This is a genomic window from Pseudomaricurvus sp. (assembly GCF_965662505.1).
GTDB lineage: Bacteria > Pseudomonadota > Gammaproteobacteria > Pseudomonadales > Cellvibrionaceae > Pseudomaricurvus.
This window is the reverse complement of sequence record NZ_CBFIHX010000109.1, coordinates 1-11,816: the sequence shown is the minus strand read 5'-3', so window position 1 is coordinate 11,816 and position 11,816 is coordinate 1. Positions and strand designations below refer to the sequence as shown.

Annotated in this window: 10 protein-coding genes; 5 read left to right on the top strand and 5 right to left on the bottom strand. The window is 51.3% G+C overall.

Features of this window, described 5'->3' with window-relative positions; translation table 11 throughout:
• The coding region (locus ACTG33_RS13535; RefSeq protein WP_439135757.1) for a dienelactone hydrolase family protein at positions 1-695 on the bottom strand (695 nt) is incomplete at its 3' end.
• 366 nt (positions 696-1,061) lie between these two features.
• Here ACTG33_RS13535 and ACTG33_RS13530 point away from each other — a divergent pair.
• Both ACTG33_RS13530 and ACTG33_RS13525 read left to right on the top strand, forming a co-directional pair.
• Positions 1,062-2,894, top strand: a complete 1,833-nt coding sequence (locus tag ACTG33_RS13530; protein ID WP_439135756.1) for an SLC13 family permease — start codon at positions 1,062-1,064, stop codon at positions 2,892-2,894.
• A 105-nt stretch (positions 2,895-2,999) separates the two neighbouring features.
• Entirely contained in the window at positions 3,000-3,581 is a 582-nt protein-coding gene (locus tag ACTG33_RS13525) for a hypothetical protein (protein ID WP_439135755.1), read from the top strand.
• A gap of 62 nt (positions 3,582-3,643) precedes the next feature.
• Here the strand turns inward: ACTG33_RS13525 and ACTG33_RS13520 are convergent, their stop codons facing one another.
• A complete protein-coding gene (locus ACTG33_RS13520; protein WP_439135754.1) occupies positions 3,644-4,906 on the bottom strand; it encodes a bifunctional diguanylate cyclase/phosphodiesterase in 1,263 nt (420 codons plus the stop codon).
• A 251-nt stretch (positions 4,907-5,157) separates the two neighbouring features.
• On the opposite strand from ACTG33_RS13520, the gene pyk reads away from it, so the two are divergent.
• Positions 5,158-6,576, top strand: coding sequence for a pyruvate kinase (pyk, locus tag ACTG33_RS13515; RefSeq protein WP_439135753.1), 1,419 nt, complete (start codon positions 5,158-5,160; stop codon positions 6,574-6,576).
• Positions 6,577-6,870: 294 nt separating this feature from the next.
• Positions 6,871-7,428 (top strand): NADPH-dependent FMN reductase, encoded by a 558-nt coding sequence (locus tag ACTG33_RS13510; protein WP_439135752.1) that lies wholly within the window; start codon positions 6,871-6,873, stop codon positions 7,426-7,428.
• 50 nt (positions 7,429-7,478) lie between these two features.
• Here ACTG33_RS13510 and ACTG33_RS13505 read toward each other — a convergent pair whose 3' ends face one another.
• The 3 genes from ACTG33_RS13505 to ACTG33_RS13495 are packed head-to-tail and all read right to left on the bottom strand — an operon-like array spanning position 7,479 to position 11,290.
• Positions 7,479-8,687, bottom strand: a complete 1,209-nt coding sequence (locus ACTG33_RS13505; RefSeq protein WP_439135751.1) for a peptidase C39 family protein — start codon at positions 8,685-8,687, stop codon at positions 7,479-7,481.
• Positions 8,677-10,149 (bottom strand): RimK family protein, encoded by a 1,473-nt coding sequence (locus ACTG33_RS13500; RefSeq protein ID WP_439135750.1) that lies wholly within the window; start codon positions 10,147-10,149, stop codon positions 8,677-8,679. The genes ACTG33_RS13505 and ACTG33_RS13500 overlap by 11 nt, the downstream gene beginning before the upstream one ends.
• A gap of 46 nt (positions 10,150-10,195) precedes the next feature.
• The gene (locus ACTG33_RS13495; protein ID WP_439135749.1) at positions 10,196-11,290 is read right to left on the bottom strand and encodes a peptidase M42; all 1,095 of its coding nucleotides are present in this window, start codon (positions 11,288-11,290) and stop codon (positions 10,196-10,198) included.
• Between the two features lie 233 nt (positions 11,291-11,523).
• Between ACTG33_RS13495 and ACTG33_RS13490 the strand changes: the two genes are divergently transcribed.
• A partial coding sequence (locus ACTG33_RS13490; RefSeq protein ID WP_439135748.1) for a TM2 domain-containing protein occupies positions 11,524-11,816 on the top strand: 293 nt, incomplete at its 3' end.

Here is an 11,816-nt window from a genome sequence, read left to right as displayed (position 1 = left end):
TCATTTTCGGCAATCGCCACCAGGAAACCGGCGTTGAGCTTCGGAATCAATAGATGCGGGCTGGAAGCTTCCTCTGTGACCAAGCCGCCGCCATGGAAAGACGCCCCGGCACCGATACGATCAGGCATGTCCGCAGCCAGCCTGAAGGTGTAAGAGCCTGTCATGCAGTATCCCATAACCCCCAGTTTTCGGGAGGTATCGACCGAAGGTTGGGCATCCAGAAACTTCACAAACGCCCGGCCATCAGTAACACAAGTCTCCGGAGATAACGTACCGGCCTGCTTTCTGGCTTCCGGGAACAGTTTGCTACGCAGCTCTGGATCAACCACCATCACGTCTTCCGGCACTATCTGTTCTTTCAGTGTCCGGTAATAAGGATTCACCACCAACACCGCATAACCGGACGCCGCCAGGCGCTTGCCCATCTGTCGGTAGGATTCCCGGATACCAAAGATATCCGGCCACAGAATCACGCCAGCATGGCGCTTCTCTTTGGGGTGGACGAAATAACAATCCGCCTCGCCATCAGGTGTTGTTACTGTCACAGCTCCATCCACCACATCCTGAGCTTGCGCGACTCCCGGCAGCATGGCCGCCATCGCCAATCCCAGACCGGTCTTGCCAAAGGTTCGCCGGTTAATGGTTCGAGACTGAAGGTATTCATCGCTGTCCTGAATCGTTAGTTCATCACACATAATTACCCCGTCGATGTTGATCTAGCGGAATATATCCGCTGCAAGATTGAATGACTGCCTGATTCATCAAGTTCTTAGGCTCTGATAAGTCTACCTGCAATGGCAGAACTCGCCACTGAACGGCCGTAAATGTTATTATGCGCGCCGAAAAGTGGGAGCCGGGCCGGGTTTACGCTCCCGCTCCTCTGAATTATTTCTGCGGTACTACAAACTGATAGACGCCTTAACGCTATTGCTAAGCCACTCCGATTATTGATCCTTCTGGTCTAAGTCCCTCTGCCTGCCGCTGAGAATTATTGCTCCGGCCAGATATGAACTAAGCTCCCGTTAGGCCAGTGTTGCACTACCCCATAGGACACACGAACCATGAACCACGATACCCTTTTTGTTTTTGCACTGATTGCGATTGCCGGCGCCCTGATGGCCAGCAACCGTGTGCGGTTCGATATCGTGTCGCTGTTGGTGGTTCTGACTCTGATGCTCAGTGGCATTCTCACCATTGACGAAGCGCTTGCCGGTTTCGGCAGTCAGGTGGTGGCTATGGTCGCCGGCTTGCTGGTTATTGGAGAGATGCTGTCACGAACCGGTGTTGCCCGGATCGTGGGTGACTGGGTGCTCAAACACGGTCAGCAGAGTGAGATGCGGCTCTTGGTACTGATCATGGGCAGCGCCGCTCTGCTCGGTTCAGTCATGAGCTCAACGGTGGTTGTCGCTCTCTTTATTCCGGTCGTTCTCCGAATCACAGCCGCCACCCAACTCAATGCCTCGCGCATGTTGATTCCTCTCTCCTACGCCTCCCTGATCTCCGGCATGCTAACCCTGATTGCCACCACGCCCAACATTGTCGTGCACGGACAGCTTCAGGATGCTGGATTTGACGGGTTTGGCTTTTTCAGTTTCTCTCTGGTGGGGCTAGCCGTTCTGGCCGTTGCCATTACTTATATCGTCTTTATCGGACGGCATTTACTGGGCAAACAAACGGAAACTGCGGACGAGCGACACAAGCTTCGTTCGATTGAGACACTATGGCACGAGCACAACCCTGACAGTACCTACTGTAAATTGCGGGTAGAAAAGGGATCCCGATTTATTGGCCAGTCCATTGCGGACACACAACTCGAAACCCAGTATCACATCCGTATCATTGGGGTACTGCAACGGACGCTGAGAGGAAAATCACATATTGTCTCCCCCGCCCCTACGGTTGAAATACAGTCCGGGACTATCCTGCTGGTATTGGGCAAGGACGATGACATCGCTCAACTCACCGAAGAACAACCTCTGACCGTGTTGCCGCCAGACAACAGCAATCGTCAACGCTGGCTGTGGGACATCAGCGGCGCCGCTGTGCTGATTCACCCGGAATCACAATTGGTGGGCAAATCACTGCGTGAAATCGGTTTCCGCTCCAACTATAACGTCCATGTGCTTGGCGTGCGTCGCAACTTTAAACCGCTGAAAGAGTACAGTGATACTCCACTGAAACCCTCGGACAGCCTTTTCGTCGTGGGCGCCTGGAGCAAGATTCAGCAGCTGACACAGAAAAATCATGACTTTGTCGTCACCGAATTTCCTCAAGAACACCATGATGTTGTGCCATCTTACAAACAGATGAAGATCTCACTGGTCATTTTGGCGGCAATGGTGCTGCTCACACTTTTTAATGTTGTCCCCCTTATCATTGCAGTGGCCATGGCCGCATTGGCGGCGGTATTCACCCGCTGCCTGACCATGGAAGATGCCTACCGATCCATCCACTGGAGCAGTCTCGTTCTAATTGCCGGAATGCTACCGCTGGCAGCCGCGCTGCAAAAAACCGGCGGGATTGAGCTAATATCGAACGCCTTGATGAGTGCATCCGGTGACTCCAGTCCCTACATGCTCATGTCTCTGGTATTTTTCCTGACCGCCAGTATTGGGCTGGTGCTGTCCAATACCGCAGCGGCTGTACTGGTCTCCCCCATCGCCATCTACGCGGCCACCTCAATGGGGCTTTCGCCCTACCCCTTTGCCATTGCGGTAGTGATTGCAGCCTCTTCGGCATTCTCTACGCCCGTGGCAACACCGGTGGTATCCCTGGTGGTAGAACCTGGACGTTATAAATTTATCGATTTTGTGAAAACCGGGTTGCCGCTGTTATTCTTGACCTACCTTACCACCCTGCTGGTTACTCCGTTGTTGTTTCCGTTCACCCCCTGATCCATGCCAGTATAGAAATACTACCGGACAGGCCTTCGGGCTTGTCCGGCAAATCGGCCATTTCTGAACTATCCTTTTTTTACATTTAACAATAAGGATAGCTCCATGAAATCAACGATCAAATTACTTCTCCCCATACTCACAACCAGTTTACTTTTCGGCTGCGCAACGGGTGATACCCCCGACACAAAAAAAATGCACGCCAGTGAAGAGACCAGCGCAGCAATGGGAAAAGTTCTGGAAGCTCATCCCAGCGCACAAACGGCCATCAATCAGAGCAAAGCTTATTTAGTCTGTACTGGCAGTGACAGTTACTTGTTTGCTGTTGCCAGTGGCGGCGGCATCTGTGTCCTAAACGAGAAACCACAAAAATCCTACTACCGCTTTGCCAGTGTCGGGGCAGGCGTTGGGATCGGATTCAAGAAGGTCGCTTTTGTTTACGCCTACATGACAGACGAGTCTTTAAAGAGGTTTAAAGAGGAAGGTGTAGATGCAGGCGCACGCGCCGAAACCAGCGCCAAATACGAGGACAAAGGCGACCAGGTTTCTGCCAACACCTCTTATGACACAAAAGGTGTGAAGGTTTTCCAGACCAATTTGGCTGGTGCTGCGGCTCAGGCAACCGTACAGGGTTATAAGTTTTGGGAAACAGACTTTACCAAGGACGTGGTTCAGAAGTCGGAATAGAGCAGGTCAATTTGAAATCAAGGCAATCGACCCTACGGCCGATTGCTCCTAGGCTAGGCGGACTAAGCGACCTCTGCGGCAGTCACCGAGGGAAAACGCTGCTGGATTTTTTGAGCGGCACGAATCAGATTGCGGCTGTTGCTGCCTGATTTCGGGAACTCACTGCAACCCAGCGCCCAGTCGCACGGCACACTTTGCTTGTCGACGACCAAACCGCGTTTAAAGGCAGATATCAGCGGCTTGATAAATTCTGAAGCTTTATGCCCCTCAACCACGGGCACAATCGCCACAAAGCTGTTGGCGCTGTAACGGGTTAGTTCTTCCACGCCCTTGAGGGATTGCAGAGCCGAGACAAATTGCTCAGTAAACACTTTGGCAACAGCTTCTCCCTGCTGACTGACAAGGTCTTTATAATTACTGATTTCGATGTAGTACAGCCGGAAAGGCTGTGCTTTTTCCGACTGCCCCTCAACCATCAACTTGTCCAAAACTTGCCGCTCCAGCAAACTGCGATTCCCCAGGCCAGTCTCTGCATCAAAGAATGCGGCATAAGCAATAGCCTGTTCCTTCTTCGCAACTTCAGCTTTGATCCGCTCCATTTCACGGAAATCACTGTAAGCGATGTAGATGGCAATCAGCAGAAATACACCCGCGACCAACGCCGCCGGATAACCCATCCAGTCGCCGCGCAAGGAATTTTCCACCGCCGCCTGAGCCCCCATGGGGTAACTGGCGGCGGCCATGCCAGTGTAATGCATCCCACAAATGGCAATCCCCATCACCAATGCGGCACCAATTTTGACAGCCAGAGCATACTGTCTTGGGACATCACGCACCTTGCGGCAGATCACCAGCGCCGCGCCAGATGCCGCGACTGCAATCACACCGGACACAATCACCAGAGCCACATCATATTGAATCGCCGGCGTCATTTGCATCGCCGCCATGCCACCATAATGCATGGCAAAAATACCGGTGCCCATAATCACAGAGCTGGCAGCAATGCTCTTATAGGACACTTCCGGCAGGGTAATCACATACAGCGCCAGACACGATGCCAATACCGCAGGAATCCAGGACGCCAGGGTATATGCCGCATTAAAGCTCATCTCCATTCCCATGGGCATCTGATAAGCGCTCATACCGACAAAATGCATAGACCAAATGCCCGACCCCAAACATACGGCCCCGGCTCCCAGCCAGAACTTACGGGCTCCCCCATCTAACTCAAATACCCGCGATCCAAAATAAATAGCTGAAAACGATGCAACGACAGCCACACAGTAAGATGCAAAAACCAGCATCATGTTATAAGAACCGACCATAACCACTCCAAAAGACCACTGAAACGCAAAGGGCTCACCCCCCGGAAAAAGAGGATCCAGACGCCCAAAGCGGAATAATACGGATCAAAATGCGATACAGTTCACAATATATTATTAATTTTTTATGACGGTGCACCGGCCAATAACGAACGTCCTCTCAACAGTCGACTCAGTAGAGTGTGCCCAAGCCTGCCGGGCTATGGCAGAATACGACCCCGAACTATTCATTTTTTGAGACACAAGAGGCAGTCATGCGCAAAACCAAGATCATCTGCACCATTGGCCCGGCTACGGAAAGCTATGAAATGCTGGAAAAGCTGGCAGAGGCCGGAATGAGTGTTGCGCGTCTGAACATGTCTCATGGCAGCCATGAATCCCACGCAGAAGTGATCAAGCGCATCCAGTCGCTGAATACCAAGCTGAAATATCCGGTTGCTATCCTGCTCGACACTCAGGGCCCCGAGATTCGTACCGGTGAACGCGACAGTAACCTCAACCTGAAAAAAGGCGATATTATTTCTGTGGTGGCCCGCTCCTCTGAGGACGTGGAAGAAAATTCACTGATGGTGAATTACGAAAACCTGATTACTGACATGCAGGTCGGCGATCGGTTAACCGTGGATAACGGTTTGATCAACCTGGAAATCCTGGAGAAAGATCAGCGCATGATGCGCTGCAAGGTGGTCGACGGCGGTGTTCTGAAAAGCAAACGCCACGTTAATCTGCCCGGTATCCGGGTCAACCTGCCCGCCATTACCGACAAAGATCGCTCTGACATTCTGTTCGGACTGTCGATGGATGTTGATTTTATAGCCCTGTCTTTTGTTCGCGAAGCAGATGATATTGCCAAACTGCACGAACTGATGGACGAGAAAAAAGATAAGGTTAAGGTCATCGCCAAGATCGAAGATCAGGAAGGCGTCCGCAATATTGACAACATCATCGACATTGCCGATGGCATCATGGTGGCTCGTGGTGATCTGGGCTGCGAAGTGGATTTCTGGGAGCTACCCAATATCCAGCGTCGTATCGTTCGCAAGTGCGCGCAAAAAGGCAAGCGGGTGATTGTGGCGACCCACCTGTTGGAATCCATGATCGAAAACCCCATGCCCACCCGTGCGGAAGTGACGGATGTGGCTAATGCCGTTTACGAAGAAGCCGATTGTATTATGCTGTCCGGTGAAACCACCGTCGGCAAATACCCCATCAAGTGCGTCGAAAACCTGGCCAAGATTGCCACCAGTATTGAACGTCATCGCGGCCTGCGCTTTACTGAGGATCTTCTGACGGACAATCCGAAGCAGAATCTCGCCGCCAGCGCTGTGCACCTGGCTGAATCTCTGCCTGCCAAAGCGATCGTGGTGATTACCCGCCGTGGACGCATGGCCAATTATGTGACCAACTGTCATCCGATCATTCCCAGCATCCACGCGTTCACCAACGACGGGCGTACACGCCGACAGTTGGGCCTGAATCGCAGTGTCTACGCACACAAACTGCAATTCAGTAACGATCCGGAAAAAACGCTCAATAAAGCTTTCAGCACTCTGTTGGAAGAAGAAGGTTTCCATGAAGGAGACCTGGTTGTGGTGATCTCTGATGCACTGGGCGTATCCGGCAGCGGACTGGATGCGATACAGGTGCGGGAACTGAGTGCCAACCAGGACTAGCACTGTATAGGTGATTGTCGCAGGTAGTTTTCGCAGGTAGTTGTCGCAGGAGGTTACCGCTAGTAGTTTTCTCGATGTCATTTGCGCGACGTCATTTTCACCCCTTTAATAGCGGAGCCTTCTATGGCTCCGTTTTAGTCTGCCACCCTACTTTTCAACTTTCTCGACATCTGAGCTGACGGATTCAGCTTTTCAGCTACCCTTAAAAGACTCATCAAACGACTTATTGAACCATTGATTCAGCAGGTTTTTTGAACGCGTTTTGAACAACAGACGTCATTTAGGAGGTAATCAATGTCTGAATATCATGTAGCTATGCTGGTTGGCAGCACGCGACAGGGATCATTAAATCAACGTCTCGCGCGAGCCATCGAAAAACTGGCTCCGCAATCACTCAAGTTCAACTGGGTGCAAATGGACGATATGCCCTTCTACAACGCTGACCTCGAAGAAGATCGTCCCGCCGCGGTGAAACGTTTCGTCAAGGAGATTCAAGCTGCCGACGCAATCTGCATCGTTACCCCGGAATACAATCGCTCTATACCCGCAGTCCTGAAAAATGCCATTGACTGGGGCTCCAAACCCCCGGAAGACAATGTCTGGAATAACAAACCCATCGCCATGGCCGGCACATCACCCGGTGCTGCAGGCACCGCCTTGGCACAAAGTCATTTGCGTCAGATCCTGCCCATACTCGGCAGCCACATTTTACCAGGCGAAGTCTATATAACGTTTAAATCACCGGACTTAATTGACGAGAATGGCACCGTCAACGACGACAGCGTCCAGGGTTTTATCGCAGGATTACCTGAACGTTTTGCCGAATTTATTGACACTTTTAGTAAGCGCTAACGCCTACTGCAACATTAACGTCAGCTGAGAATCTAACAACAGCTGAAAAACTAACATTCTTTGTCAACAGGAGAGCGCCGGATCGCAATCGCTGTGCGAAGGCGCTCACTGCCAAACGCCGACATCTTGTCAAAATCCTCCCGCGCAATGGGGAGATGCTGGCAATCGAGAGGTAGCTGTTGACCTTGAGTGAGATCGGGATCGTGAACATAAAGACAATGCTCATCAATATGAGTCAGACAGACCCAGTGAGGTGCTTTCTTACCATCCAGTCGATAGGTACTGATTAACACCATCACCGCGAAGCCAGCGGCCAACCAGTCTGACAGCACTGACTGCGATACGTCTTCATACACCACGTTAACACCATGTTGCTTTGCCCGATCCAGGAATTGCTGGTGAACTAAGGCAATCACTTGCTTTTTATCTTCGTTGCGAACACTTTCAATAAACAGGGGTCTTTCTGTGTTGAGGTACACCTCCGCGTCAAATCCTCTACGGCGTGCCGACAGCGCCAACCCCAACGGATGGCAGCCCCCATGTCCGGAAGTCATGAATATCGTGGTTGCCTCGCGCCAGATGTCCAACTCCAACTCTTGCGATGGCTGAACTTCAGCGGCTGTTGCGGCAAAGCCGATAGCGTCATCCGTCACTCCCGAGTCAATCTGACTTGCCATTGCCATCATCAGAGAAGCCGGACCACAGGTAAACTCGGTGGTTTGTTGATACCAGGGAATACACTGAATGTCTGCCGACACACCGCCTTCGGCGTGAGCCACACGAATGCGTTTCTGCATACGCAAGGCATCGCTGTGATCTTCATAGTAATCGCTGTATTCTCCAAAAACTCGATAGCCCTGTCGTTCATAGAGACCGATGGCCGACGCATTGGATTTGGCCACTTCCAGACGCATAAAAATACGCCCTCTCGCGGCCGTTAATTTTTCCAGTTGTGACAAGAGCGCGGCGCCTACGCCCTGGCCGCGTGCGCGCTGCGCCACGGCGAGAGAGTACAGGCGGGCCAGACGTGTTCCTTTATGCAACCAAACCAATCCATAACCTAGCAACCCTCCATCATCCTCCGATAAAAGCAGAATGCCATGATGAGCTTTGATCCAGTGCCGCAAACTGCGGCGACTGAGCCTGTCACTGTCGAAGCTCTGTTGTTCCAAAGCATCCAATGCTTCCAGGTCGGACATCACCGCAAGGCGAAATGGGTTTTGAGTAATCGCCACAGCTGTTGTGTGATTAGCGGCCACGCAATTCCAACCTGCGCTGAAATTCAGCCATCACCTGCATGTACAATTCATTGCCCAAATACGCGTCTTCCACCTTGTGATCGATACTGGGATTGTCGTTCACTTCAATCACATACACGTGATTGTCCTTCTGTTTGAGATCCACACCGTATAAGCCTCTACCCACCACATTGGCAGATTTAACGGCCGCATCCAGCACATTTTTCGGCACTTCAAACGTCGGTAAGGTTTCAAAACCGCCGGAGTTAAAACGCTTGGAGCTGTGGTTATAAATTTGCCAGTGGTTGCGAGCCATGTGATAACGACAAGCGTAAATAGCTCGACCGTTAAGCACACCGATGCGCCAGTCAAAATCTGTGTACAGATACTCCTGCACCAAAACCAGCGCACTCTGTTGAAACAATTCGGTCAAACGTTGTTTCAGAGCCTCACGATCTGCGGCTTTATAGACACCATTGGAAAAGGAGCCTTCAGGCATTTTTAACACCAGCGGATAATCAAACTCACGTTCAATATCATCGAGAGTCACGTCATCGCACTTCATCACAACATGCGTTTTCAAACTGGGCACACCGTGATAACTGAACGCATCGTGCAGGAACACCTTGTTACAGCAACGCAAAATAGAGTCGGGATCGTCCATTACCACCAGACCCGCTTTTTCAGCTTTGCGAGCCAGCCGATAGGTCGGATGATCAATGGCTGTGGTTTCGCGAATAAACAGCGCATCAAACTGGTTGAATTGCAGCAAGAACTGTTGCGATGTTACCGGCTCAGCGTAGATATTGAGCTTCTTCGCAGCTTTCACAAAGCGGGCTATCGCCTCCTTATCACTGGGCGGATGAGGCTCTTCCGGATTCACCAGAATCGCCATTTCCCAGCGGGCGGCCTTGCGCTCCACCGGCTTGCGCCATACCGAATCGGTAAAGCCCGACAATCCTTGTAAAAATCTCGACTGACCTTCTGCAGTCAACTGTTTGTAAGAACTCCGGCGCACATAAGCATTCACACCTTCGCCCTGGCGCTCAAACTCCACCTTCAAAATCGGTGCAGGGAAGCGCTCGTAGAGTTTGCGAGCCAACTTTTGAAAAGCCGCATCATCAACTTCGCCAAAGTACACAAACATCTCGTCCGGTACATCTCCGGCACCCAGGGTCTCAGGAGAAAGACTGAAAAACATCTGAGTCTGCTCTTCCTGACCCTCCAGGCGTAACTCATTGATGGTTTTGACACTGGGTAAAACCTTGTGATTGCGAGCCTCAGCCAACAAAGAACAATAGTATCCCTTACTCAGATAATTGACCGTATCGCACACATTGATGATGCGGGTACGCGGTTCATTCAGTTTGGGGTAATCTTTCAGATACTGATCAAACGTAATGACATTCAAATGAGCAATCTCTGACACTTCAGAGAAATCACTCACCACACTTTCGTCAACAACGATAAGCGTTTTATGCATTGACATAATCTCTAAGCCGCTCAGTGTTTCACTGAGGGGACAATATTCAGGAGCGATCCAGCTGTGTCAGCTGTGATATCACCTCGATAAAGGCCTGTACGGACGCCAATGGTGCCGACTCCGACAGAGTGTGATAACTGGAACTGGGAATCTGTAGCGTTGTGCCATCGACCAGGCCTTTCGACGCCGCAATAATCCTGCCCATTTCGGTAGAGCCTAAAGAAGCAGGTTCTTCACCACGAGCTTGTCTCTCGCGATTCATGGTCTCGACATATTCGTCTTTAAACACATAGCTGTAATTCAGCTGATCGCAGACGTCTTTCAACTTGGCGGTTAGCTCCAGATTAAACTTATGGTTTGCGTCTTTATGGCGCAGCACCAAGTGCTGCTCCTGCGCCGCAGTGAAATCCGGAAAGGGGCTGGTATCCACCACCACCAGCTGATTGGTTGAGCCGCCAAAACGACGGAACCATTCCAGCAAATAACGCCAGCTTTTGCCCGCTTCTTCCTGTGCGGTAAAAAATGCGGTGCCCTGAAAGCCCAACTCAAACAAATACACCAAAATGGCCGCCGACAGTACATTGTCCAACTGACCGACCAGAGCTTCGTCAGTCACTTTCAAATTATCGGTAAACGCAACCGGTGTGCCCGCCACCAAATGTTCCAATCCTTCCACCTCAAAAATCAGGTTGTTGCGATTGGGACAGACATAGGCGTTGCTGATTGCCCCCTGGCCGCGGTAGGCACCGGACCAGGGTTCGTAAGCGTAGACTCGTTCGTTAGGGAAACGGGTCACCACCTTGCGCATAAGCTGTTCACCCACTGAATTACCCAGCAAGTCCGAGCGCGAACCGGCCACGAATGCCGCATACTGAAACTCGTTCGGGCCGGTACAAATCAACCCGTGGCGATCAATATGTGCTGACAGCATCAGGCTGTCGGGTCGACTGCCCTGCGCCACCAACAAGCCTTCGTACCAGGTGATTTTTGCACCTCGCTCCTCCAGCTCCCGCTGTAAAACACGGAAAAAGGAGTGCTCAGCACCAACCACGGAAGGGTTGCGATTGTACTGCGCCAGTAGATTAGTCAGCGATACGGGCAACACGGTACTGGTTACCGATAAGGGTTGATCTCTATTCATGAGAAGTCCATCCAGAAACAGGTGTTGGAACGATGCTTGGCACATCAGTGGACTGACGGTTTGGACACCCCAACGGGTTAGGTGGTGTGATCAATGTTTTGAGCTTGCTATATAGCGCCAAAGCAACAAGCGCACAAGCTTTATTTAAGCCTTGGGAAAAAAACTTAAAATCCGTGTAATCTAGACACTTAATTAAAGAAGCATCACTTAGCCAGTCCCACATTGGAGGCACAATGAACAATAGCGGCAACACCCACAATCTGCTGATTGGTTACATCCTGTGGATCTTTGGATTCATGGGAGCACATCGTTTTTACTATGGCCGCCCCGTAACCGGCACCCTGTACTTTTTCACCCTGGGTATTTTCTTTATTGGCTGGATCATCGACCTGTTTTTGGTTCCCGGCATGGATCGCGAAGCCGACATCCGATACTTTTCAGGCGCAAAAGACTACAACATCAGCTGGATTCTACTGACATTTCTGGGGCTGTTCGGTATTCACCGGTTTTACATGGGCAAATGGAT

What these genes read in the sequence shown, in the direction of transcription:
- ACTG33_RS13520 (WP_439135754.1), bottom strand. Translation starts at nt 4,906, where the DNA reads ATGGTCGGTTCTTATAACATGATGCTGGTTTTTGCATCTTACTGTGTG.
- pyk (WP_439135753.1), top strand. Translation starts at nt 5,158, where the DNA reads ATGCGCAAAACCAAGATCATCTGCACCATTGGCCCGGCTACGGAAAGC.
- ACTG33_RS13510 (WP_439135752.1), top strand. Translation starts at nt 6,871, where the DNA reads ATGTCTGAATATCATGTAGCTATGCTGGTTGGCAGCACGCGACAGGGA.
- ACTG33_RS13525 (WP_439135755.1), top strand. Translation starts at nt 3,000, where the DNA reads ATGAAATCAACGATCAAATTACTTCTCCCCATACTCACAACCAGTTTA.
- ACTG33_RS13500 (WP_439135750.1), bottom strand. Translation starts at nt 10,149, where the DNA reads ATGCATAAAACGCTTATCGTTGTTGACGAAAGTGTGGTGAGTGATTTC.
- ACTG33_RS13495 (WP_439135749.1), bottom strand. Translation starts at nt 11,290, where the DNA reads ATGAATAGAGATCAACCCTTATCGGTAACCAGTACCGTGTTGCCCGTA.
- ACTG33_RS13530 (WP_439135756.1), top strand. Translation starts at nt 1,062, where the DNA reads ATGAACCACGATACCCTTTTTGTTTTTGCACTGATTGCGATTGCCGGC.